Annotated in this window: 20 protein-coding genes; 15 read left to right on the top strand and 5 right to left on the bottom strand. The window is 61.4% G+C overall.

The window, feature by feature from the left end:
* The first annotated feature begins 39 nt into the window (after window positions 1–39).
* The 8 genes from RNA01_RS03845 (at window position 40) to RNA01_RS03810 (ending at window position 9,151) form a co-directional block, all read left to right on the top strand.
* Window positions 40–813, top strand: coding sequence for an N-formylglutamate amidohydrolase (locus RNA01_RS03845; RefSeq protein WP_147178645.1), 774 nt, complete (start codon window positions 40–42; stop codon window positions 811–813).
* Between the two features lie 123 nt (window positions 814–936).
* Complete coding sequence (locus RNA01_RS03840) at window positions 937–1,446, top strand: TRAP transporter small permease subunit (protein ID WP_147178644.1); 510 nt, start codon at window positions 937–939, stop codon at window positions 1,444–1,446.
* Complete coding sequence (locus RNA01_RS03835; protein ID WP_147178643.1) at window positions 1,443–2,768, top strand: TRAP transporter large permease; 1,326 nt, start codon at window positions 1,443–1,445, stop codon at window positions 2,766–2,768. Before RNA01_RS03840 ends, RNA01_RS03835 begins: the two co-directional genes overlap by 4 nt.
* Window positions 2,769–2,887: 119 nt before the next feature.
* Window positions 2,888–3,931 carry a TRAP transporter substrate-binding protein gene (locus tag RNA01_RS03830; protein ID WP_147178642.1) on the top strand — a complete coding sequence of 348 codons (1,044 nt, stop codon included), beginning with the start codon at window positions 2,888–2,890 and terminating at the stop codon, window positions 3,929–3,931.
* 111 nt (window positions 3,932–4,042) lie between these two features.
* Complete coding sequence (locus tag RNA01_RS03825; RefSeq protein ID WP_147178641.1) at window positions 4,043–5,413, top strand: glutamine synthetase family protein; 1,371 nt, start codon at window positions 4,043–4,045, stop codon at window positions 5,411–5,413.
* Between the two features lie 259 nt (window positions 5,414–5,672).
* Window positions 5,673–7,058 carry an aldehyde dehydrogenase family protein gene (locus RNA01_RS03820; RefSeq protein ID WP_147178640.1) on the top strand — a complete coding sequence of 462 codons (1,386 nt, stop codon included), beginning with the start codon at window positions 5,673–5,675 and terminating at the stop codon, window positions 7,056–7,058.
* The gene (locus tag RNA01_RS03815; RefSeq protein ID WP_147178639.1) at window positions 7,055–8,200 is read left to right on the top strand and encodes an iron-containing alcohol dehydrogenase; all 1,146 of its coding nucleotides are present in this window, start codon (window positions 7,055–7,057) and stop codon (window positions 8,198–8,200) included. The genes RNA01_RS03820 and RNA01_RS03815 overlap by 4 nt, the downstream gene beginning before the upstream one ends.
* A 231-nt stretch (window positions 8,201–8,431) precedes the next feature.
* Window positions 8,432–9,151, top strand: a complete 720-nt coding sequence (locus tag RNA01_RS03810; RefSeq protein ID WP_147178638.1) for an AAA family ATPase — start codon at window positions 8,432–8,434, stop codon at window positions 9,149–9,151.
* 97 nt (window positions 9,152–9,248) lie between these two features.
* Here the strand turns inward: RNA01_RS03810 and RNA01_RS03805 are convergent, their stop codons facing one another.
* Window positions 9,249–10,580 carry a L,D-transpeptidase family protein gene (locus tag RNA01_RS03805; RefSeq protein WP_284727827.1) on the bottom strand — a complete coding sequence of 444 codons (1,332 nt, stop codon included), beginning with the start codon at window positions 10,578–10,580 and terminating at the stop codon, window positions 9,249–9,251.
* 173 nt (window positions 10,581–10,753) lie between these two features.
* Here RNA01_RS03805 and RNA01_RS03800 point away from each other — a divergent pair, with 173 nt between their 5' ends.
* From RNA01_RS03800 to RNA01_RS03785, 4 genes are all read left to right on the top strand, one after another.
* On the top strand, window positions 10,754–11,227 hold the full coding sequence (locus RNA01_RS03800) for a MarR family transcriptional regulator (protein WP_147178637.1): 474 nt from the start codon (window positions 10,754–10,756) through the stop codon (window positions 11,225–11,227).
* Window positions 11,224–12,054 carry a DUF4432 family protein gene (locus RNA01_RS03795; protein ID WP_147178636.1) on the top strand — a complete coding sequence of 277 codons (831 nt, stop codon included), beginning with the start codon at window positions 11,224–11,226 and terminating at the stop codon, window positions 12,052–12,054. The genes RNA01_RS03800 and RNA01_RS03795 overlap by 4 nt, the downstream gene beginning before the upstream one ends.
* A 91-nt stretch (window positions 12,055–12,145) precedes the next feature.
* On the top strand, window positions 12,146–12,484 hold the full coding sequence (locus tag RNA01_RS03790) for a protein tyrosine phosphatase family protein (protein ID WP_147178635.1): 339 nt from the start codon (window positions 12,146–12,148) through the stop codon (window positions 12,482–12,484).
* A 68-nt stretch (window positions 12,485–12,552) separates the two neighbouring features.
* Window positions 12,553–12,894, top strand: a complete 342-nt coding sequence (locus RNA01_RS03785) for a RidA family protein (protein WP_147178634.1) — start codon at window positions 12,553–12,555, stop codon at window positions 12,892–12,894.
* A gap of 75 nt (window positions 12,895–12,969) precedes the next feature.
* Here the strand turns inward: RNA01_RS03785 and RNA01_RS03780 are convergent, their stop codons facing one another.
* The 4 genes from RNA01_RS03780 to RNA01_RS03765 all read right to left on the bottom strand — a co-directional run bounded on the left by RNA01_RS03780 (window position 12,970) and on the right by RNA01_RS03765 (window position 17,901).
* Window positions 12,970–14,622, bottom strand: coding sequence for a thiamine pyrophosphate-binding protein (locus tag RNA01_RS03780; protein WP_147178633.1), 1,653 nt, complete (start codon window positions 14,620–14,622; stop codon window positions 12,970–12,972).
* Window positions 14,619–15,821: a succinate--glutarate CoA-transferase gene (gene caiB, locus RNA01_RS03775; RefSeq protein WP_147178632.1), complete on the bottom strand. Its 1,203-nt coding sequence runs from the start codon at window positions 15,819–15,821 to the stop codon at window positions 14,619–14,621. Before caiB ends, RNA01_RS03780 begins: the two co-directional genes overlap by 4 nt.
* Before the next feature lie 11 nt (window positions 15,822–15,832).
* Complete coding sequence (locus tag RNA01_RS03770; protein ID WP_147178631.1) at window positions 15,833–16,795, bottom strand: DMT family transporter; 963 nt, start codon at window positions 16,793–16,795, stop codon at window positions 15,833–15,835.
* A gap of 128 nt (window positions 16,796–16,923) precedes the next feature.
* The gene (locus RNA01_RS03765) at window positions 16,924–17,901 is read right to left on the bottom strand and encodes an alpha/beta hydrolase (RefSeq protein ID WP_147178630.1); all 978 of its coding nucleotides are present in this window, start codon (window positions 17,899–17,901) and stop codon (window positions 16,924–16,926) included.
* Window positions 17,902–18,012: 111 nt separating this feature from the next.
* Between RNA01_RS03765 and RNA01_RS03760 the strand changes: the two genes are divergently transcribed.
* The 3 genes from RNA01_RS03760 to RNA01_RS03750 all read left to right on the top strand — a co-directional run bounded on the left by RNA01_RS03760 (window position 18,013) and on the right by RNA01_RS03750 (window position 22,549).
* On the top strand, window positions 18,013–18,267 hold the full coding sequence (locus RNA01_RS03760) for a hypothetical protein (protein ID WP_147178629.1): 255 nt from the start codon (window positions 18,013–18,015) through the stop codon (window positions 18,265–18,267).
* 123 nt (window positions 18,268–18,390) lie between these two features.
* Window positions 18,391–20,040: an energy-dependent translational throttle protein EttA gene (ettA, locus tag RNA01_RS03755; RefSeq protein ID WP_147178628.1), complete on the top strand. Its 1,650-nt coding sequence runs from the start codon at window positions 18,391–18,393 to the stop codon at window positions 20,038–20,040.
* 214 nt (window positions 20,041–20,254) lie between these two features.
* Complete coding sequence (locus RNA01_RS03750) at window positions 20,255–22,549, top strand: methyl-accepting chemotaxis protein (RefSeq protein ID WP_147178627.1); 2,295 nt, start codon at window positions 20,255–20,257, stop codon at window positions 22,547–22,549.
* Window positions 22,550–22,657 lie beyond the last annotated feature (108 nt).

Raw genomic sequence — 22,657 nt, 5'->3', positions numbered from 1 at the left:
TGACATAAGCTGCCGTAAAAGGCGCGGGGGGAGTTCCGCATGCTGTTGAGGTCGGACATACTGACTGAGGCGGACGGCAAAGCCGTTGCCGTCGACAATCCGGAGGGGGGAGGTACCTGCCTCTTCGTCTGCGAGCACGCGTCGCATCGCATGCCTGAGCGAGCCGGCAATCTCGGCCTTGATGCCGATGCGCTGGTCAGTCACATCGTCTGGGATCCGGGCGCGCTCGCCGTGGCGCGGCGGCTCAGCGCGCTGCTCGACGGAACGCTGGTGCACCAGTGTTTTTCCCGGCTCGTCTACGACTGCAATCGTCCTCCGGAATCGCCGGCCGCCATGCCGGACAAAAGTGAGATCTACGACATTCCGGGCAATCGTGACCTTTCGCCCGCCGAGCGTTATGCCCGCACTGCGGCACTCTACATACCGTTTCATGACCGGATCTCCGGCATTCTTGCCGAGCGGCAGGCGCAGGGCCGGAAGACCGTCGTCGTCACAGTGCACAGCTTTACCCCGATTTATATGGGAAAGCAGCGCGAGGTCGAGATTGGTATCCTGCATGACGCGGACAGCCGTCTGGCCGATGAGATGCTGTCGGCCGCCGGCGGCGGGCCTTTTCGGGCAGCGCGCAACGAGCCCTATGGACCGGAAGACGGCGTTACCCATAGTCTGCGGCTGCACGCCTTGCCCGGCGGGCACTTGAACGTGATGATCGAGGTCAGGAACGATCTCATACGGGACGAGAATGGCGAGCGGGCGGTGGCCGATTATCTGGCGGGGCTGCTGCGAGCTGGTTTGGAGGCGCTTTCGTCCTGAAGGTCACAGTGCCGGAGCGGGGCACGGCTACATAAAAAGGGGAACGCATGCCGATACGACGAAACAGGAAAGTTGCGCCGCATTGTTCTGCGATGGCGTGCATGACCGACGGAGGCGGCAGACATGCCTGATGCGATCAAGACTTACGTGCACGTGGTCGACGCCTTCAATCGTCGCGTCGGCCGTATCGTCATGTACGGTATTTTCGTGATGATGGGCATCCTGCTCTATTCGTCGATCTCGAAGACGATGTTCCTTCCTGCGCATTGGACGCTTGAAATGGCGCAGTTCGTCATGGCCGGTTATTATCTCCTCGGCGGCGCCTATTCGCTGCAACTGGACAGCCATGTGCGCATGGATCTGATCTATGGTCGCTGGTCGCCTCGGACCAAGGCGGCGGTCGATGCCGTGACCATCATGATGCTCTTCGTCTATCTGTTTTTCCTTCTATATGGTGGCATCTCGAGCACGGCCTATGCGCTGCAATATACAGAGACCAGCTATTCCTCCTGGTCGCCCTATATGGCGCCGGTCAAGATCGTCATGGTGATCGGCATTGCGCTCACCTTCCTGCAGGCGACCTCCATATTCTTCAAGGACCTTGCCGTCGCCATGGGGAGGCCGCTTGCATGAGCTATGAAATGATCGCCCTTTTGATGTTCTCGTCGATGATGATGTCGATGCTGACGGGGCAGCGGGTGTTTGCCGCGATCGGATTCGTCGGCGTCGTGGCGGCTGCCGTTCTCTGGGGCAATGGCGGCTTCGAGCTTGGCTTCTCGGCCGGCATGAAGCTGATGAAGTGGTATCCGCTGCTGACGCTGCCGCTGTTCATCTTCATGGGCTACATGCTGTCGGAATCCGGCATCGCCGAGGATCTCTATAAGGCCTTCCACGTCTGGATGGGTGGTTTGCCGGGCGGGCTGGCCGTCGGCACCATCGGTCTGATGGTGGTGATTTCGGCGATGAACGGACTGTCCGTCGCGGGCATGGCCATCGGCGCCACGATCGCGCTGCCTGAATTGCTCAAGCGCGGCTACGACAAGATCATGGTGTCCGGTGTTATCCAGGCGGGCAGCTCGCTCGGCATCCTGGTGCCGCCCAGTGTCGTGTTGGTGCTCTATGGCATGATTGCCCGACAGCCGGTCGGCAAGCTCTGGATCGCCGGGGTGTTTCCGGGATTGCTGCTCGCCTTCTTGTTCGTTGTCTACATCGTCATTCGCTGCAAGATCAATCCTTCCCTGGGGCCGGCTCTACCGAAGGAAGAGCGTAATATGCCTTTGGTCGAGAAGTTGAAGCTGCTGCGTGCCGGCATCCTGCCGTTCGTGATCTTCTTCCTGATGATGGGGCTCTTCGTCATGGGCGTCACCAGCCTGGTCGAGAGCTCGGCCGTCGGAGCGCTGTCGGCACTGGCGGCGGCTGCGATCAAGGGGCGGCTGAACTGGGCGATGTGGAACCGCGTGCTCGAACAAACGCTCGGCATCTCCTGCATGTTCATGTGGATCATTCTGGCTGCGCTCTGCTTTGGCGCGGTGTTCGACGGGCTCGGCGCCGTCAAGGCGATCGAGCACCTGCTGGTTGACGAACTGGGGATGAGTCCCTGGCAGATCCTGATCATGATGCAGATCTCCTATCTGATCATGGGCACTTTCCTTGATGACACGGCCATGCTGGTGATCGTCGCGCCGCTCTATATCCCGCTGGTCGGCAAGCTCGGCTTCGACCTGATCTGGTACGGCGTGCTCTACACGATCACCTGCCAGGTCGCCTATATGACGCCGCCCTTCGGCTATAATCTTTTCCTGATGCGGGCCATGGCGCCGCCGGAAATCACGCTGGTCGATATCTACCGTTCCATCGTGCCCTTCGTAGCGATCATGCTGGTTGGCCTCGCCATCATCATGGCATTTCCTGAGATCGCGACGTGGTTGCCCGCGCATGTCTATGTGAAGGGTTAGCAGAACGACAATTGAAAACGAGGTTCGCCATACGGACCCGGAAAATGGAGGTTTCCCGCCGATGACGATGTGGTCGTCGGGGAGCGTCGCAAAGAACCAACGGAAAGAGGGAAACGAACATGACCAACAGAAGAAATTTCCTGAAGAATGCCGGCATTGCGGCTGCAGCCGCTGGCCCGGCAATGCTCGCAGCACCTTACGTCAAGGCGCAGGACAAGAAGATTACCTGGCGTTTGCAGACCTATGCCGGCGCCGCACTTGCCGAGGAAGTCGTGCGGCCATGCGTCAATGCCTTCAACAAGGCCGCCAATGGCGAGATGGAAATCGAGCTCTACACCGCCGACCAGCTTGTGCCGACGGGCGAATTGTTTCGCGCCATGCAGGCCGGCACGATCGATGCCGTTCAATCGGATGATGACTCGATGAACTCGCCGGTCGATATCAAGGTGTTCGGCGGCTACTTCCCCTTCGCCTCGCGCTTCAGCCTCGATGTGCCGACGCTTTTCTACCAGTACGGTCTCGATAAGATCTGGGAGGAGGCATATGATGAAGTTGGTGTGAAGTGGCTTTCGGCTGGCGCATGGGATCCGTGCAATTTCTCGACCAACAAGCCGATCAAGAGCCTGGAAGACCTCAAAGGCCTGCGCGTCTTCACGTTCCCGACCGCCGGCAAGTTCCTGACGCAGTTCGGCGTTGTGCCGGTGACAATTCCATTCGAGGATGTGCCGGTGGCGATGCAGACCGGCGAAATCGATGCGATTGCCTGGTCCGGCATCACCGAAATGAAAACCTCGGGCTGGGAAGAAGTGACGAAGTACTTCCTGACCAATAATATTTCCGGCGGGTGGTGCGGTTCGTTCTTTGCCAATGGCGATCGCTGGAAGGAGGTGCCTGAGCACCTGCAGCAGCTGTGGAGAGTCTGCATGGATTCGTCGCATTATCGTCGCCTGCATTGGTATTGGGGCGGTGAAGCATCCCTTCGCGCCGGCGGCAGTTCGCTGGAGCTGACCACCATTCCCGCGGAAGAGTGGAAGACGGTTGAAGAGAAGGCCTACGCGTTCTGGGATGAAATCGCCGCCCAGAGCGAGCGCAATGCCAAGGTCGTCAAGATCCTGAAGGACTATCAGGCGGTCATGGAAAAGGCGGGTTCGCCTTACCGTTGATCCGATGGACTGGTAGCAGTCTGAATAAGCGGTCCGGGGCGCCCTCTTGGCGTCCCGGACAGTCTCTTAAAAAATCATAGGGCTCGAAACGCTGCCTGTCAGGATAGACCGATGTCTGCGCACTATACATTTGACGAACTCAAGAAGGATGTTGCCGAAGGCCGCATCGACACCGTTCTGGCTTGCATGGTCGACATGCAGGGCCGCCTCATGGGCAAGCGGTTCCATGCGCAGTTCTTTGTCGATAGCGGCTACAAGGAAACGCATAGCTGCAACTATCTGCTGGCGACCGACATGGAGATGGAGACTGTGCCTGGCTACAAGGCGACGAGTTGGGAAAAGGGCTACGGCGACTATGCCTTGAAGCCCGACCTTTCGACGTTGCGCCGCGTGCCGTGGCTTGAGGGCACGGCACTGGTGCTTTGCGACGTGCTTGACCACCACACCCACGAAGACATTCCCCATTCGCCGCGCGCCATCCTGAAGAAACAGGTGAAGCGGCTGGAGGCGATGGGCCTGAAGGCCTTCATGGCCACAGAACTGGAGTTCTTCCTGTTCGACCAGACCTATGACGATGCGCGTGCCTCGGGCTATCGCGACCTGCAGCTCTCCTCCGGCTATAACGAGGACTACCACATCTTCCAGACGACCAAGGAAGAGGACGTGATGCGGGCGATCCGCAACGGGCTGCAGGGGGCGGGCATTCCTGTCGAGAACACCAAGGGCGAGGCCTCAGCCGGTCAGGCCGAGGTCAATGTGCGCTATGCCGACGCGCTGACCATGGCCGACCGCCATGTGATCATCAAGAACGCCTGCAAGGAAATCGCCTGGCAGCGCGGAAAGGCGATCACCTTCCTTGCCAAGTGGCACTATGACGCCTCCGGCTCCTCATCGCACATCCACCAGTCGCTGTGGTCGGCCGATGGCGGGACGCCGCTGTTCTTCGATGAAAACGGCGACCACGGCATGTCGGTGACGATGAAACACTACATGGCCGGCTTGCTGGCGCATGCCAGCGAGATCACCTATTTCCTCGCACCTTATATCAACTCCTACAAGCGCTTCATGGCAGGTACTTTCGCGCCGACCAAGGCGATCTGGTCTAAGGACAATCGCACCGCCGGCTACCGGCTGTGCGGTGAAAACAGCAAGGCCATTCGTGTCGAATGCCGCGTCGGTGGCTCCGATCTCAATCCTTATCTCGCCATGGCGGCGCTGATCGCCGCCGGTATCGGCGGCATCGAGCGCAAGCTGGAACTGGAGCCGGCCTTCGTCGGTGACGCCTATGGCGCCCGCGAGGTCCGCGAGATCCCGCGCACGCTGCGTTCGGCCGCCGTCGCGCTGAGCGGTTCGGCCATGCTGCGTGAGGCCTTCGGCAACGACGTCGTCGATCACTATGTACGGGCCGCCGAATGGGAGCAGGAGGAATACGACCGCAAGATTACCGACTGGGAGGTGGCGAGAGGGTTCGAACGGGCTTGAGCCAGCTTGGCGCCGCTTCACAAGGTCGCGGCAAGAAAGTGGTTGGGAACCGGTCGGGCCATAGGCGAGCTGCGGAAACCACAATAGAATGGCGCGGAGCCTCCCGAAATCGCGAGTTTCGGGCGGTTGCGCTGAAGCGGGGGCCTTGATGCGTCCCCACTCGCGAGAGGATTTTCGCATCATCCGCCGCCGGGCACTATCGGCCGGCGCAGCGGATCGTGCCGAAGTACTGGCCCAAGGGCTGAAGGAGTGATTGAGAATGACGATGATCCAATGTATTTCGCCGATTGATCAATCGGTGTACGCCGAGCGCCCGGCCATGTCGCTGGACGCAGCGGCCGAGGCCATCGGCCGTGCCCGCAAGGCGCAGAAGGCCTGGGCGCGCCGCCCGCTGGAAGAGCGTGTCCAACTCGTGATGAAGGGCGTTGCCCGTCTCAACGAGATGTCTGATGAGGTCGTGCCGGAACTCGCCCACATGATGGGCCGCCCGGTCCGCTATGGCGGTGAATTCAAGGGATTCAACGAGCGCTCCAACTACGTGGCCTCTATCGCCGCTGATGCGCTGAAGCCGCTCGTCATCGAAGAGAGTGCCTCGTTTGAGCGCCGCATCGAGCGCGAGCCGCAGGGCGTGGTCTTTGTCATCGCGCCGTGGAACTATCCCTATATGACGGCAATCAACACGGTGGCGCCCGCCCTGATGGCCGGTAATACCGTTGTCATCAAGCACGCCACGCAGACCCTTCTGGTCGGTGAGCGCATGGTGCGTGCCTTCGTCGAGGCCGGCATTCCCGATGACGTTTTCGTCAACCTTTTCCTCGACCACGCGACCACCTCCGCGCTGATCGCCACCGGCAGTTTCGACTTCATCAACTTCACCGGTTCGGTCGAAGGCGGCCGGTCGATCGAGCGCGCCGCCGCCGGCACTTTTGCCGGGTTGGGACTGGAGCTCGGAGGCAAGGATCCGGGCTATGTGATGGAGGACGCCGATCTCGATGCCGCCGTCGACACGCTGATGGATGCCGCCACCTATAATTCCGGACAATGCTGTTGCGGCATCGAGCGCATCTATGTGAACGAGAACCTCTACGACGCCTTCGTCGAGAAGTCGGTCGCCTGGGTCTCGAACTACAAGCTCGGCAATCCGCTCGATCCGGAAACCACGCTCGGCCCGATGGCGCACCGTCGTTTCGCCGCGCATGTGCGCGAGCAGATCGCCGCCGCCGTCGCCAAGGGCGCCAAGACGCTGGTTGATCCGAAGCTCTTCCCGCAGGACGACGGCCACGCTTATCTGATGCCGCAGATCCTGGTGAACGTCGATCATTCCATGTCGTTCATGAAGGACGAGACCTTCGGCCCTGCCGTCGGGATCATGAAGGTCAAGAACGATGAGGAAGCGCTCGCGCTGATGAACGACAGCCCCTATGGCCTGACCGCATCGCTGTGGACGCAGGATGCCGAGCGGGCCGCGCGCATCGGCCGCGACATCGAGACCGGAACCGTGTTCATGAACCGTGCCGACTATCTCGACCCGGCGCTCTGCTGGACCGGCTGCAAGGAGACCGGCAAGGGCGGCTCGCTCTCGGTCCTTGGCTTCCAGAACCTCACCCGCCCGAAATCCTACCACCTCAAGAAAGTCACGAAATGAATATCGTCGCAAACTGGAGCTATCCCACCGTCATCAAGATGGGACGCGGCCGCATCAAGGAACTGGCGGACGCCTGCAAGTCGCTCGGTATGAAAAAGCCGCTGCTGGTCACGGACCGGGGGCTTGCCAGCATGGCCATCACCCAGGGCGCACTCGACGTCCTGGAAGAGGCCGGCCTCGGCCGGGCGATCTTCGCCGACGTCGATCCGAATCCGAATGAGATCAATCTCGAGGCCGGCATCAAAGCCTACAAGGACGGCGGTCATGACGGTGTCGTCGCCTTCGGCGGCGGATCGGGCCTCGACCTTGGCAAGTGCGTCGCCTTCATGGTCGGACAGACGCGCCCGGTTTGGGACTTCGAGGACATCGGTGACTGGTGGACTAGGGCCAATTCGGATGGCATCGCGCCGATCGTCGCTGTTCCCACCACCGCAGGCACCGGTTCCGAAGTCGGCCGCGCCTCGGTCATCACCAACTCGCAGACCCATGTGAAGAAAATCATCTTCCATCCGAAATTCTTGCCCGGTGTCGTCATCGCCGACCCGGAATTGACCGTCGGCATGCCGAAGATGATAACGGCGGGCACCGGCATGGACGCATTCGCCCATTGCCTCGAGGCCTATTCCTCGCCCTTCTACCACCCGATGTCGCAGGGCATCGCGCTTGAAGGCATGCGTCTCGTCAAGGAGTTCCTGCCGCGCGCCTACAAGGATGGTACGGATATCGAAGCCCGTACCAACATGATGTCGGCCGCCGCCATGGGCGCCGTCGCCTTCCAGAAGGGCCTTGGTGCGATCCACGCGTTGTCGCATCCGATTGGAGCCGTCTACAATACCCATCACGGCATGACCAATGCCGTGGTTATGCCGCCGGTGTTGCGTTTCAACCGGGTAGCGATCGAAGAGAAGATCGCCCGCGCTGCAGCCTATCTCGGCATTTCCGGAGGCTTCGACGGGTTCTATGACTATGTGCTGTCGCTTCGCGCCGAGCTCGGTGTTCCGGAGAACCTGACCGCCATGGGGATCAAGAGCGACCGCATCGACGAGTTGGCCGCCATGGCCATCGAAGATCCGAGCTGCGGCGGGAACCCGGTCGAGATGACGCTGGACAATACCAAGCAATTGTTCCTCGACTGCTTCTGAGATTTGGCGAAGCTGCAAGCATTAACGCCCGCGGGGATACTCCCGCGGGCTTTTTTGTTATGCGGATCAGCGAGATGCGGGGGAGACTAGCCATTTTTGGGGAGGCGCTTGCGTCGCGTCTTTATGACTTCATTAACCATGTTTAGCAATGATGGATTTACCGGCACCCATGAGCCAAGGGTGCCTACGAGAGCGATGAAGCGCTCGGTCCATACCCTTCGAGGAATAAGCATGCCAGTTATCTCGTTTGCCAATGCCAAGGGCGGCGCCGGCAAGACCACTGCCGCCCTGCTGCTTGCGACCGAACTCGCTCACCAAGGTTATCGTGTCGCCATCCTCGATGCCGATCCGCAGCGCTGGATTACCCAGTGGTACGAAATCTCCGGACCTCAGCGCAACATTGAGGTGATCTCGGAAGTTTCCGTCGCCTCGATCCAAGGGCATTTGCGTGAACTGTCGCGTACGTCGGACTACACCATCATCGATCTTGCCGGCGCCCGTGACGCCATAGTGACCACCGCGATCGGGCTTTCCGATCATGTGATGATCCCGGTCCAGGGTTGTGCCATGGATGCCAAAGGCGCGGCGCAAATTCTTGATCTGATCAAGCTGATGGAGGACACAGGACGCCTGAAGATCGCTCATTCGGTGGTTCTGACGCGGGTGACTTCCATGGTGACGACCCGGGCGCTTCTGGCCATCAAGGGGCTTCTCTCCGCTCGTGGTGTCAATGTCATCGATACACCGATCGTCGAGCGGACCGCCTTCCGCGAGATCTTCGACTGTGGCGGCACGCTCTACAAGATGGATCCGGCGAAGATCAGCAATCTCGACAAGGCTTGCGAGAATGCCCAGGCATTTGCCGGCGAGGTTCGCCGCCTGTTGCCGACCAAGGTCATTCGCAGCCAGGAGCCGCGCCGTCTGTTCCGCGTCGTCCGCGACGCGGCTTGATTCTCCCAAGCCTCCCGAGCCTAGCAATGAGAAAGCCGCCAGAATCACTTCTGGCGGCTTTCTCGTTGGATGAAACCATAGTTTCGGTTGCCCCTGGTCAGTCGACGAATTCGACGGTGACGCCTGGTTTTGTCATTTTCGCGAGTTCCGTCGCATCCCAGTTGGTCAGGCGGATGCAGCCATGGCTCTGGGTTCGGCCGATCTTGGACGGTTCCGGGGTTCCGTGTATGCCGTACGTTGGCTTGGATAGCGCCATCCACACTGTACCGACCGGGCCATTCGGTCCCGGCGGAATCGCCAGGATCTTGTCGTTTGTACCCTGCTGGAAGTTGATCTTGGGGTTGTAGGTATAGCCCGGATTCAGGGCGATACGCTCGACGGTTACTGTGCCGGACGGGGAGGGCGTGTCGGACGAGCCGATGCTGGCCGGATAGGCCGCGATCAGGGCGCCGTCGGCCGCATAGGCAAAGACCTGCTTCAGCCCCTTGTTGGCGACGATCCTCGCGACCTCGCCCTTCTTCGGCTGTCCGGGGGCAACGACCTTGATGATCGTGCCGGGGATGGTGAAGTCGACACCCGGGTTGAGCGCGCGCAGATAGGCCTCGTCCATATGGAATTTCTCGGCCAGCATTTCTGCGGTCGAGGTGTAGGACAGTGCCGGGAGTTGCGCCTTGTGGGCATAGTCCTCGGGGATCGCCGCGACATAGGGGCCGGCGGCGTCGCCGGGTGTGATGGTATACGCGGTGATCGCCAGACCACCGGAGAGCCGCAGGCGCTCCAGAATATCCTCGGCGTTGTTCGGGTCTATGGTTTCGCCGGTCATCTGCTGCCAGGCGACCAGGGCCTTGTTGACGTTTTGGCCCATCTTGCCGTCGATGACGCCGGGCGAGGCGCCCTCGCGGTCGAGAAAGGCCTGAAGTGCCGTGATTTCCAGCTGGGAGAGGTTACTCTTCACAGGTATCTTGGGGGTGACGGTGCGGGTCGGAGCCTGATCGACAGGGGGCGCCATGTCCGGCCCGCCGGAAGGCATGTCGGGGAGTGGCTCGTTGAGTGGCTGACGATCAATCACACCGGGGCCGGGGATCGTGCCCGTCACGATGCCATCGTCCTGCCAGCCGGGCCGGGGCGCGCCGTAATCGTCGTAGGGAACCGGAGCACGGGCTTCGCGCTGGCGCGGGAAATAGCTCTCGGCTGGGACTTCGGTTGCAATGAGGTTGCCGCCCCGGTCGAGCAGGATGCGCCGGCCCAGGCGGTCGCGGCTGATCACCACCTCACCCCGCTCTGGCGTATAGTCGAGCAGGTCGCCTTCCGGCGAAACCAGCAGAACAGGGCTGTCGCGATAACCGTAGGGGTCGTTTGCGAATACAGGGGTGGCCACGCCGGTCATTAGGGCCGCGACGGAGGCCACAATCATTCCCGCTTTCAGCATATCGACCACGATTCACTCCTTCTTGTTGCCTGCTCCTACAACGCGGCAAATTTGACACTAGTGTGGAAAAGGTGAATTCATGGTGAAAATTGTTTTAAATCCGTCTCTTGGGGAGAGGCGGAGTAGGGAGCCGTCCTGATGGGGTGGCTTGCCTGAATATCGTAGGGGGAACGATGCAGGACAGATTCGATATTGACGGCTTCTTGCCATTTCGGCTCGACCGGGTGGCCGAACGGTTGAGCGCGCATTTCATGCGCTTCTGTGGCGAGGGCGTGGAGATCAGCTGGGCCGAATGGCAAGTGCTCTGGTCGCTGGGGGAGCGGGTCCATACGACCGCCAAGGCCATTTGCGGTCATTCGGGTTTGAGCAAAACGAAGATCAGCCGTGCCGTCAAGGCGCTTGAGGACCGCCGCTGGCTGGAGCGCCATCGCGATCGGGATGATCGCCGGTTCGAGCTTCTGGCGCCCACGGCCGCAGGCGTGGAGGCTTACGCCCAGCTCAAGAGGCGCGCGCTGGATTATCAGGTCTGGCTTGAAGGGGCTATCGATACGCCATATCTCAAGGCCATGGTCGAGGGACTGTCGGGCGTGGAGATGATGATCGCCAGCGGGCAGTTGCGATCGCTGAGCGAGGAGCCTGTGGAATGATGGAATTCAAGGGGCGGAGTGGTCCGGCTCTCATGCTGGATGAGGGCTCCGTTCTGGATATTGGTGGCTGCATCGTCGGTGGCGTCGACCTGGCGCCCGGCAGGGCGATCCCGGATGACGGGGATCCGCGCATCGATCATTCGCTCGAGGGCTTCCTCTTCACCTGCGGCCCGGACCATATTCGCCATCCAGAACCGCTCGGCGACGGCAAAGCCGGCAGATTTCCGCTGCACGGTTCCTTTTCATCCCATGCGGCGCGTGACGTCGTGTTTTCGGAGGAGGGGGGTGATGTCGAATGCCAAGCCGTCGTCGACCTTCGGCTGGCCGATGGCGGAAGCGCGCGGTTGGAGCGCCGCTGGCGGATCAGCGGCGAGACCGGCGAGGTGAGCCTTGCCGATACCGTCATTAATACCGGCGATAAGTCCTGCCAGACTTTTCTGATGTATCATATGAACCTCGGCGCCAAGCATTTCGATGACGACGTTCGGCTCGAAGGCGCCATGCTGGACGGCGGCGGTTTTCACTGGGCCTTTGGCGAGGGCGACGGCGGCGTGTTCTGCGTGCCGGCCGGCAAGGGCGGCTGGGCGGAAGTTCGGCTCGGGCCGATCGCTGCTGCCGGCGGCAAGACGCTCAAGGTGCGTTTCCGTACTGACACGTTGCCCTTCCTCCAGGTGTGGCGCAATCAGGCCGCTCCCGCGCATGTGTTCGGGATCGAGCCCGTCTCGCACCGCTGGGAACCGCGAGCCAAGCTGGTGGAACGTGGTGAGATGGTCGTACTCGCGCCCGGCGAGAGCCGCGCGTACGGTCTGAGCTTCGCCTTCGTCTGATCCGAAAACGGCGGTTGGAACGGGGGCTTGGCGATTGACGCCCGCGCAAGCCCATCGTAGATGTTTGCCCCTCGCAAGCAGGGAGCGCGCCATGAACATTTCGCAGATCAACGACGAATATTCCGTGACCGGCCAGATCTCGGTCGCAGATCTCGACACGATCAAGGCACTCGGCTTCAAATCCATTGTCTGCCATCGCCCCGACGGGGAAGAGGCCGGCCAGCCGACCTTTGCTGAGGTTGCCGCCCGCGCGCAAGAACTCGGCATTCAGATAGCCCATGTACCGGTTGGTCCGATGGGTGTCACTCCCGACGCCATTTCCGGCATGGTCGATGCGCTTGACGATTTCGATCGGCCGATGCTCGGCTATTGCCGGTCAGGCGCGCGTTCGACCGCGACCTACCAGAAGAGCCAGCACCTGCGCGGCTGACAAGCCGTCGCGACTGTCGCTCGCCAGTCCCTTTTTCCATCCCATCCCTTGTAACAGGAGTATTTTCCATGACCATCAAGCGTATCGAGCCGGGCGCCCGCATGAGCGGCGCCGTCGTCCACGGCAACACCGTCTATCTCGCCGGCCAGGTTGGTGAAGGCGTTTCCGTCACCGAGCAGTCGAAGTCGGCGCTCGCTGAAGTCGACCGTCTGCTGGCCGCCGCCGGCACCGACAAGTCGAAGATCCTGCAGACGATCATCTACATTTCCGACATGTCGACCTTCGGCGAAATGAATGCCGTCTGGGAAGCGTGGATCGACCCGAAGAACCCGCCGGCCCGCGCCACCAGCCAGGCCGCGCTCGCGACCCCGGACTACAAGGTCGAGTTCGTCGTCACCGCCGCTCTGTAAGCGGCACTTCATGTTCTGAATCAAGAAAAGGCCGGGATTGCTCCTGGCCTTTTCTCTTTTTGTTTGAAGGCTCTATCAGGATTTTTCGCGAATTTGAGTCAGAGTCTTCATTGGCGTGATGGCTTCCGGATCGAGCTTGATTTCGATGATCGATGGCTTGCCGGAGGCGCGGGCGCGCTCAAAGGCCGCGGCGAACTGTGAGGTCTCCTCGACCGTCTCGCCATGCCCGCCATAGGCGCGGGCGAAGGCGGCGAAATCGGGGTTGGTCAGGTCGGTGGCGCTGACGCGGCCGGGGTATTCGCGCTCCTGATGCATGCGGATCGTGCCGTAGATGCCGTTGTTCACTAGGCAGACGATGATCGGCAGGTTGTAGCGAATCGCGGTGGCGAATTCCTGGCCGTGCATCATGAAGCAGCCGTCACCGGCAAAGCAGATGACTTCGCGGTCCGGATGCAGCGCCTTGGCGGCAACCGCGGCCGGCAGGCCATAGCCCATCGAGCCCGACGTCGGGGCGGCCTGCGTAGCGAAGTCGCGAAAACGATGGAAGCGGTGAACCCAGGTGGCGTAATTGCCGGCGCCATTGGTGAAGATCGTGTCCTCGGCCGTGTTGGCCTCAATCCAGTCCATGATCGGCCCCATGCGGACCGGGCCGGGGCCCTGCGTCGGCGGGGTGGACCATGAGAGATAGGCGGCGTGCATGGCCTCCGTGCGCGTGGCCCAGACAGGATTTTCCGGGGCCTTCAGCGACTCCAGCGCCGTGGTGAATTCAACCGGAGCGGCGCAGATGGCGAGATCCGGGCGATAGACACGGCCGAGTTCGGACGGGTCCGGAAAGACATGGACGAGTGTCTGCGACGGATAGGGGACATCAAGCAGCGTGTAGCTCGATGACGGCATTTCGGAGAAACGGCCGCCGATCAACAGCACGAGGTCGGCCGCCTTGATTTCCTTGGCAAGTGCCGGATTGATGCCGATGCCGACATCGCCGGCATAGGAGGCGTTCAGGTGGTCGAACAGCATCTGGCGGCGGAAAGAGCAACCGACCGGCAGCTTCCATCGGTTGGCGAAATCCTCGAATTCGGTGACGGCCTGCTTGGTCCAGCGCGTGCCGCCAAGAATGGCGATCGGCCGCTTGGCGGAGGATAGCATTTCGTCGAGTCTGGCGATCTGCGATGGGCCGGGATGCGCTTCCACGGGTGAGGCGGGTTTTGCTGCCGGTGCCTCCACCTCATCCAACAGCATGTCCTCCGGCAAAGACAGCACGACGGGGCCGGGGCGGCCGGAGGTGGCGACGGCAAAGGCGCGGGTGACAAATTCCGGAATGCGTCGCGCGTCGTCGATCTCGCCGACCCATTTGGCGAATTCGGTGAAGGCGCGGCGGTATTCGACTTCCTGGAAGGCCTCGCGCTCGCGCATGTCGCGCCCGACCTGGCCGATGAAGAGGATCATCGGGATCGAATCCTGCTTGGCGATGTGCAGGCCGGCGCTGGCGTTCGTGGCCCCCGGACCGCGCGTGACCATGCAGATGCCTGGCTGGCCTGTCAGCCGTCCCCAGGTGTCGGCCATCATCGCTGCGCCACCTTCCTGGCGGCAGACCATGGTCTCGATGCCGCTGTCGCGCAGCGCGTCGAGTACCGCCAGATAGCTTTCGCCGGGCACGCAGGAAACCCGTTCGACTCCATTGGCCTTCAGGGCGTCGACGATCAGTTGTCCGCCGGTCTTTTTCATGTGTCTCTCTCCCTTTCGATCTCTGCCAGTTCGGCGAGAATTTCTTGCTGGTGCTCCCCGACTCGCGGGCTCGGGCGCTCGTAGCGCAGCGGTGTCTCGGAAAGGACGATGGGCGTGCGTACGCCCGGAATGACGTTGCCGTCGGCATCATCCAGTTCGATCCGCAGGCCTCGCGCCTTGACCTGCGGGTCGTCGAACATTTCGGCGATCGAGTTGATCGGGCCGGCCGGCACGGCATTGCTTTCGCAGGCGGTCAGCAGGTCGCGCTTGGCCCACTTCACCGTCTCGGTCGTAACGATGCGGCGGACCTCGACCTTGTTGGCGACGCGGGCCTTGTTGGTGGCGAAGCGCTGGTCTTCGGCCACAGGCTCGATTCCGAGAATTGCGCAAAGCCGCTTGAACTGGCCATCATTGCCGACCGCGAGGATCAGGTGGCCGTCGGCGGTCGGGACCACCTCGTAGGGGCTGATGTTCGGATGGGCGTTGCCGAGCCGGACCGGCGCCTTGCCGGAGATCAGGTAGTTGAGATTCTGGTTTGCGAGTACGCCCGACATCACGTCGAGCAGCGCCATGTCGACGAATTGGCCTTCGCCGGTTCTCATCGCATGGATCAGTGCCGCTTGGATGGCGGTCACGGCATAAATGCCGGTGAAGATGTCGGCAATCGCCACACCCGCCTTCATCGGCTGGCCGTCCGGCTCGCCGGTGATCGACATGAAACCTGACATGCCCTGGACGATGTAGTCGTAGCCGGCAAATTCGGCGTAGGGCCCGTTCTGGCCAAAGCCGGTGATCGAGCAGTAGATCAGCTTTGGATTGATCTTCCTCAGGCTCTCGTAGTCGAGGCCGTATTTCTTCAGGCCGCCGAGCTTGAAGTTCTCGATCACCACGTCGGAGGTCGCCGCGAGCCGACGGACGATGTCCTGGCCTTCCTCGGTCTTCAGGTCTACGGCGATCGAGCGCTTGTTGCGGTTGGTCGAGTGGTAATAGGCTGCCGAGAGGTTTTCACCGTCCTTGCCCTCGACGAAGGGGGGGCCCCAGGCGCGCGTGTCGTCGCCGCCCTCGGGGTTCTCCACCTTGATTACGTCGGCGCCCATGTCGGCGAGCATCTGTCCGGCCCACGGGCCTGCAAGCACCCGGGCCAGTTCGAGAACGCGGATGCCGGCAAGCGGCGGTTTTTTCGACTGCGTATCGGTCATTGAATGTCCTGTCATGGCGCAAGCGTGGCGTTGTCGGAGACTGGCTTCGAGGTGAAGCGGCGTTCCCGCCAGATGATGAAGAGGCCGGAACCGATGATGATGGCGATGCCGAGCCATTTGATCGGATCGGGGAAGTCGCGGAAGACCAGCCATCCAAAGATCGTCGTGGTGACGATCTCAAGATACTGCAGTGGCGCGAGCGTCGATGCGGGGGCGGTGCGATAGGCGTAGACGCTGAAAATGCCGGAAATCGCCGCCGCAAGGCCAACGCAGGTCATCCATGCCATGCTCGTCACATCCGGCAGGCTCGCCGCGAATATCGCCGGTGCGCTCCAGCCGAACAGCCCGATCGCTGCCAGCGAGATAAGCATACCCCAGAAGCCGGTCTCGATCTGCATTGACCAGGGATCCTCGCGATGGGCGAGCTTGCGGGTGAGTATGGCGAAGACGGCGACACACAGGGCCGAGACGGCCGGAAGGAGCGCGATGAAGCCGACCTGCTCGAAGCTCGGCTGGATGATCAGAAGGGACCCGCCAAAACCCACGGCGCAGGCGGTATAGCGGCGCCAACCGATGGTCTCCTTGAGAAAAATGCTGGAAAGCACGGTCAGGATTATCGGTTCGATGAAGAAGATCGCCACCGCGTCGGCAACCGACATGACCGAAAGTGCCGTGACATAGCAGACCACGGAGAGGGCAATGAGTCCGCCGCGCGCGACGTGAAAATGAGTATTGGTTCGCGAAAAACGCGGAACTGTTCGCCGCCAGACGAAAATCGGCAACATGAAGACCATCTGGAAGAAGAACCGCACCGCGGTGATCTGCATCGGTGACGTGGTCTCGGTGGCGAGCTTGGAGAAGATGTCGATGAACGGCGCGATCAGCACCGCTGTCACCATCAGCAACAGGCCGACCGTTACATCCGCGGACGGGGCGGGCAGGGCCGGCGCGGGGCGTCCTTGTGGGGTGGTCATCGCGGGCTTCGCTCTTCTGCGGTGCGGAACGCCGACGGCCGTGCGCTCGCGTTTCTTACGAACAGGATTCTGTTGTTCTATCTATAGCTTCGGCCCCTGCCGCACGCACTTGAATTTCTCTCATGGGATCATTCCGTTTCGGCATCGCCAACCGCTTGCGAGCCAGTGGCGGTGGGGCGTGCTGATACCGCATCGCACCAGTGGATGAAGTCTTGCGTGGCTTCATTTCTGCCTGTCTCGTTCAGCGTTTCGTGCCGCATGCCGGGGTAGATCCGCGTCGTGACAGCGGCGAAACCTGCCTTAGCCAACCGCCTGCCCAGCCATTGCATCGCCCTGGCCTTTTCGGTCGCAGGGTCTTCGGCGCCGCCGACGAGATGGATCGGCATGTTCCTCGGCAGCCGGTCCAGTTGCTCGGGAGTGGCGCCGCGGAATGTCAGCGTGAAGACGTCGCTCCATAGCGAGACGCTGGCATCGAAGCCGCACAGCGGGTCGTTTACATAGGCATCGACTTCTGCCGGATCATGGGAGAGCCAGTCGGCATCGGTCCGGCGATTTGGGATCTGCCTGCCCCAGGCAAGGAAGGTCGCGCGAGGCAGGATGAGGCTCGGCACGTCGGAGCCCTTGAGCATACGCTCGAGCGCCAGCACCCCTTGGGCAAAGCGTCCGGCTGGTCCGGGGTGGAAATTGGAGTTCCAGACGGCTAGGCCGTCGAAGGCACGCGGATGGTCGGTCGCAGTATTGAGCGCGATGAGACCACCCATGGAATGGCCAAAAAGGATCACCGGCAGTCCTGGATACTGCTCGGCCGCGAAGTCGCGCATGGCCAAGGTATCGGCAATTACCACCTTCCAACCCTCGCGTCTGGCGAAGCGGCCGATCGGGGCATCGACAGCTGTCGTTTCTCCATGGCCACGATGGTCATGGGCGAAGACGTGATAGCCCGGGCTTGAAAGAGCCTCGGCAAAACGACGGTAGCGGCGCGAATGCTCGGCAAGCCCATGACAGACGACGACAATGCCTCTTGCCCGGCCGGATGCCACCTCATGGTGGTAGCTGAGTTCAGCGCCCGTCACTGCGACGAGCCGCCTGCTGGTTTCGAATGCCATATCCGTCCTCCCGAGCCCGCTTCAAGGGTTAGATGGCTTCAGCGCTGGCCGCAAAGGAAATATTTAGACCGATCATTCAGAATGCGCCCGATACCAAAAGGGACGGATTTCATGAGCGGCACGAATGCAGACGTGACGAAAAGCCTGCTCGCCTTCACGACGCGCGACCCCGCCGTGCGTCGCCAGGTGCTTGCGCCTTTCGACTATGTCGCGGTATGCCGATTCCCGCTCGATCCAGCCAGTAACGATGTCTCGCTCTTTGCCGCACTGGCCACCGGACAGCCTTGGCCGGGGCTTGTGCCGATACCGGTTTCCACCGCGACGCGATTGCAACTCTACCGGATCGATCACGCGGCGCTGAAATAGGCCGGGCGAAGCTCGCGCAAACCAGAAAAGAGCCTTGTTTCACAGCCTGCTGCATTGCCCCGGCCGGCGCTTTCGCCTACATAGCGGCAAATTCCCTTCACGCCCGCGGAGCAATGCAACACGATGGCACGTCAGTTCATCTATCACATGGCCGGCCTCAACAAGGCCTTCGGCGCCAAGAAGATCCTCGAAAACGTCAACCTGTCCTTCTATCCGGATGCCAAGATCGGTATCCTTGGACCGAACGGTGCCGGTAAGTCGACGGTTCTCAAGATCATCGCCGGTCTCGACAAGGAATACACCGGCGAAGCATGGCTCGCCGAAGGCGCGACGCTCGGCTATCTCGAGCAGGAGCCGCATCTCGACCCGACCAAGACTGTGTTCGAAAACGTGATGGAAGGCGTAGCCAAGAAGACGGCGATCCTCGAGCGCTACAACGAACTGATGATGAACTATTCCGACGAGACGGCCGATGAGGGCGCCAAGCTCCAGGACGTCATCGACAGCCAGAACCTGTGGGACCTGGAAAACCAGGTCGAAATGGCGATGGACGCCTTGCGCTGCCCGCCCGGCGATGCCGATGTCACGAGCCTGTCCGGCGGTGAGCGCCGCCGCGTGGCGCTCTGCAAGCTGTTGCTCTCGCAGCCCGACCTGTTGCTTCTCGACGAACCGACCAACCATCTCGACGCCGAGACGATCGGATGGCTGGAAAAGCACCTGCGCGAATATCCCGGCGCCGTGCTGATGATCACCCACGACCGCTACTTCCTCGACAACGTCACGGGCTGGATCCTTGAGCTCGACCGTGGCCGCGGCATTCCCTATGAAGGCAATTACTCCGCTTACCTGCAGGCCAAGGCCAAGCGTATGCAGCAGGAAGCCCGCGAAGACGCTTCGCGCCAGAAGGCGATTTCCCGCGAGCAGGAATGGATCGCATCCAGCCCCAAGGCACGCCAGGCCAAGTCCAAGGCCCGTATCAAATCCTACGAACAGTTGGTCGAAGCCGCCGAGAATGTCCGTCCCGGCGATGCGCAGATCATCATTCCGGTCAGTGAGCGTCTCGGCCAGGTGGTCATCGAGATGGAGGGAATCACCAAGGGCTATGGTGACCGCGTCCTCATCGACGATCTGACGCTGAAGCTGCCGCCGGGTGGCATCGTTGGCGTTATCGGTCCGAATGGTGCCGGCAAGACGACGCTGTTCCGCATGATTACCGGCCAGGAAAAACCCGATTCCGGCACCATACGCATCGGCGACAGCGTCCACCTTGGTTATGTCGACCAGAGCCGCGACGCTCTGGATGGCAACAAGACGGTCTGGGAGGAAATCTCCGGCGGTGCCGAAATCATCAAGCTCGGTAAGTTCGACATGAACTCGCGTGCTTATTGCGGCGCCTTCAACTTCAAGGGTGGCGACCAGCAGCAGAAGGTTGGCAACCTGTCCGGTGGCCAGCGCAACCGCGTCCATCTGGCCAAGATGTTGAAGGCTGGCGGCAACGTGCTGCTGCTCGACGAACCGACCAACGACCTTGACACCGAAACGCTCGGCGCACTGGAAAGCGCACTCGAGAACTTCGCCGGTTGTGCGATCATTATCTCGCATGACCGCATGTTCCTCGACCGTCTGGCGACGCACATGCTCGCCTTTGAAGGGGATGGTCACGTCGAATGGTTCGAGGGCAACTTCGAGGATTACGAGAAGGACAAGGTTCGTCGCCTGGGCGCGGACGCGCTTAACCCGACTCGGATGAGTTACAAACGCCTGACGCGTTGAATATAACAAAGACAGAAAAACCCCGGTTTACCGGGGTTTTTTGTTGCCTTGCGTCGCCAAGGGTATCCGGCTGGTTGTTTCATCTGCGGATTGCACTGTCGCATAAAGACTATTTCAAGGTTTGCGCAGCATGCTTCCGATCGGAGTGCCATGTCCCTTTTCCGGTCACTCGCCACCGTCATGACGACCTGGAAATATTATCAAGAGGATTTGGATGCGCACTTTACTTGGAACCCTGTCTTTCCGCGCTCTTCTGACCAGCCTTGCGGCAGTGCCCTTGCTGGCCGTACTCGTACTCGGTGGTTGGTTGAGCCTGATTTCCTATCGCGAAAGCGATGAACTGCATCGGGCTACGCGGCTTGCCGACCTTGCCGAGAGTGGCATTGCTATGGGGCTGGCCGGGCCGGCCGAGACCGGTGCCGCTGTGGCCCAGCGGGCGGAGTACCGTGCCCGGACAGACGCGGTGGCGGCCGCGATCGAGGCCAGTTATCGCGAGGTTCTGGCCCAGGGCTACGACGATCCGGGCCTGCAGTCGCTCAAGCGGCTGTACGACGAAAAGCTGTCGCGGCTGGCGGAGTTTCGCGCCAAGACGGATGACGGCACTGCGCCGCCGCTGCTCGCTCTTGAGATCGTGCAGCCGATCGTTGCGTCAAGCTCTGAACTGACCCGTCGCGCCGCCACCCTTTCCGAGGATCATGAACTTTCGGCTGCGATCTCCGGCTATTTCGCCTTTATGCAGGTGAGCGATGCCTACCAGGTGCTCAATCGTCTCGGTCAGGCCTATCTCAAGGCGGGCACACTGGAGCCGCCGGCTTTTGCCATGGTCCAGCGCAGCGACATGCTGCTCAAGACTTTTGGCAAGGTGGTTGATGAAGCCGTGCCGGCCGATCTTGTTTCGAGCCACCGGGCTTACTTCGAACAGCCGACTGGCAAGCGGATCGAAACGCTGCGCCAAGCGATGCTGAAGAATGAGCCCTACACGGCATCGGAGGGCGAACTAGAAGCCTGGATTGCCGCACATGACGACAGGCGTGCCTTCGTCTCCGATTTGATTGCCAAGACTGGCGAACGGATGACGCAGTTGATCGATGAGAAATCGGCCGCAGCCCAGACGCGCTTGATGATTCTGCTGGCCGGAGTGGCTGCTGCGGTGCTGGTCGTCATCGGCCTTGCCGTGGTCATTGCCCGGGTTCTGTCCGGTTCGATCAACCGTATCGGTGAACGAATGAAGTCGCTGGCCGAAGGCGATACACAGAGCGCGATCCCCTATGCCGACCGCCGCGACGAAATTGGTGGCATGGCACGCTCGGTCGAAGTGTTCCGCCAGGCTGCGATTCGCAACGCCGAGCTGGAAGCAAGCGCCGAGCAGAATCGCATGGTCGCCGAGCGCGAGCGTGCAGAGATGCAGGCCCGGGCAGAGGCGGAGGCCGAGGAGCGTCTGAGCCGTGCGACTGGCTCGTTGGCTGCTGGTTTGCAGCGGCTCGCCGCTGGTGATCTCTTGACCGAGATTGAGGAGGAGTTTGCGCCTCAGTTCGAGGCCTTGCGCCATGATTTCAACACATCGCTACGCCAGTTGCGCGAGGTCATGCAGAGTGTCGGCCAGGTTGCTGGCACCGTGACCAGCGGATCAGGCGAAGTCTCGCAGGCGTCGGACAGCCTCGCCAAGCGCACCGAGCAGCAGGCTGCCTCGCTTGAGCAGACTGCCGCTGCTCTGGAAGAGATCACCGCCAATGTCGTGTCCACGTCGAAACGTACGGCGGAGGCCCGTGATCTGGTCGAAACCACCCGCCAGAGAGCGGAAAAGTCCGGCGAGGTTGTCAACAATGCCGTCTCGGCCATGGGGCGCATCGAGCATTCGTCCCGCCAGATCGGGCAGATCATCGGTGTGATCGACGAGATCGCCTTCCAGACGAACCTTCTGGCGCTGAACGCTGGTGTCGAGGCGGCGCGTGCCGGTGACGCGGGCAAGGGCTTTGCTGTTGTCGCCCAGGAAGTGCGCGAACTGGCGCAACGCTCGGCCAATGCGGCTAAGGAGATCAAGGCGCTGATCAGCAGTTCCGAAGCCGCTGTCAGTGAAGGCGTTCGCCTGGTCAACGATACGGGTGAGGGACTTTCATCCATTGCCGAACTCGTCCTGTCGATCAACAGTCACATGGGAGCGATCTCGACGGCAGCGCAGGAACAGTCCGTCGGTCTCGGCGAAGTCAACACCGCCGTCAATCACATGGACCAGGCGACGCAACAGAATGCGGCGATGGTTGAGGAGATGAATGCGGCTGGTGCAAGCCTTGCCCAGGAAAGCGGGAGGTTGGTCGAGCTTCTGTCGCGCTTTCGTACCGGTCATGTCCTGCAGCGAACCGTTCAGGTTGCTGGTGCCGCTGCCGCTCGCCCCACCTCGCGGGCGGCCCCCGAAGCTGCGCGACCGGTGCCGAGCCGAGCCCGCCCCGTGTTCGCCAGCCAGGGTAATGCGGCGCTGGCCCAGCAGGGCGAGGATTGGCAGGAGTTCTGACAATCCATCCTCACTGATCATTTCTGAAAGGCGGCCGTCATGCGCGGCCGCCTTTTTTTGTGGCCGGAAACCTAGGTGCAGATCTTCTGCTGCATTTACCATTGCCAG

The sequence above is a fragment of the Paenirhizobium naphthalenivorans genome (assembly GCF_007992095.1).
GTDB lineage: Bacteria > Pseudomonadota > Alphaproteobacteria > Rhizobiales > Rhizobiaceae > Allorhizobium > Allorhizobium naphthalenivorans.
This window is presented reverse-complemented; position numbering and strand designations above follow the sequence as displayed.

Excerpts from the sequence above, each read along its gene's own strand:
- RNA01_RS03845 (WP_147178645.1), top strand. The coding sequence starts at position 40 with ATGCTGTTGAGGTCGGACATACTGACTGAGGCGGACGGCAAAGCCGTT.
- RNA01_RS03840 (WP_147178644.1), top strand. The coding sequence starts at position 937 with ATGCCTGATGCGATCAAGACTTACGTGCACGTGGTCGACGCCTTCAAT.
- RNA01_RS03835 (WP_147178643.1), top strand. The coding sequence starts at position 1,443 with ATGAGCTATGAAATGATCGCCCTTTTGATGTTCTCGTCGATGATGATG.
- RNA01_RS03830 (WP_147178642.1), top strand. The coding sequence starts at position 2,888 with ATGACCAACAGAAGAAATTTCCTGAAGAATGCCGGCATTGCGGCTGCA.
- RNA01_RS03825 (WP_147178641.1), top strand. The coding sequence starts at position 4,043 with ATGTCTGCGCACTATACATTTGACGAACTCAAGAAGGATGTTGCCGAA.
- RNA01_RS03820 (WP_147178640.1), top strand. The coding sequence starts at position 5,673 with ATGACGATGATCCAATGTATTTCGCCGATTGATCAATCGGTGTACGCC.
- RNA01_RS03815 (WP_147178639.1), top strand. The coding sequence starts at position 7,055 with ATGAATATCGTCGCAAACTGGAGCTATCCCACCGTCATCAAGATGGGA.
- RNA01_RS03810 (WP_147178638.1), top strand. The coding sequence starts at position 8,432 with ATGCCAGTTATCTCGTTTGCCAATGCCAAGGGCGGCGCCGGCAAGACC.
- RNA01_RS03805 (WP_284727827.1), bottom strand. The coding sequence starts at position 10,580 with ATGCTGAAAGCGGGAATGATTGTGGCCTCCGTCGCGGCCCTAATGACC.
- RNA01_RS03800 (WP_147178637.1), top strand. The coding sequence starts at position 10,754 with ATGCAGGACAGATTCGATATTGACGGCTTCTTGCCATTTCGGCTCGAC.
- RNA01_RS03795 (WP_147178636.1), top strand. The coding sequence starts at position 11,224 with ATGATGGAATTCAAGGGGCGGAGTGGTCCGGCTCTCATGCTGGATGAG.
- RNA01_RS03790 (WP_147178635.1), top strand. The coding sequence starts at position 12,146 with ATGAACATTTCGCAGATCAACGACGAATATTCCGTGACCGGCCAGATC.
- RNA01_RS03785 (WP_147178634.1), top strand. The coding sequence starts at position 12,553 with ATGACCATCAAGCGTATCGAGCCGGGCGCCCGCATGAGCGGCGCCGTC.
- RNA01_RS03780 (WP_147178633.1), bottom strand. The coding sequence starts at position 14,622 with ATGAAAAAGACCGGCGGACAACTGATCGTCGACGCCCTGAAGGCCAAT.
- caiB (WP_147178632.1), bottom strand. The coding sequence starts at position 15,821 with ATGACCGATACGCAGTCGAAAAAACCGCCGCTTGCCGGCATCCGCGTT.
- RNA01_RS03770 (WP_147178631.1), bottom strand. The coding sequence starts at position 16,795 with ATGACCACCCCACAAGGACGCCCCGCGCCGGCCCTGCCCGCCCCGTCC.
- RNA01_RS03765 (WP_147178630.1), bottom strand. The coding sequence starts at position 17,901 with ATGGCATTCGAAACCAGCAGGCGGCTCGTCGCAGTGACGGGCGCTGAA.
- RNA01_RS03760 (WP_147178629.1), top strand. The coding sequence starts at position 18,013 with ATGAGCGGCACGAATGCAGACGTGACGAAAAGCCTGCTCGCCTTCACG.
- ettA (WP_147178628.1), top strand. The coding sequence starts at position 18,391 with ATGGCACGTCAGTTCATCTATCACATGGCCGGCCTCAACAAGGCCTTC.
- RNA01_RS03750 (WP_147178627.1), top strand. The coding sequence starts at position 20,255 with ATGCGCACTTTACTTGGAACCCTGTCTTTCCGCGCTCTTCTGACCAGC.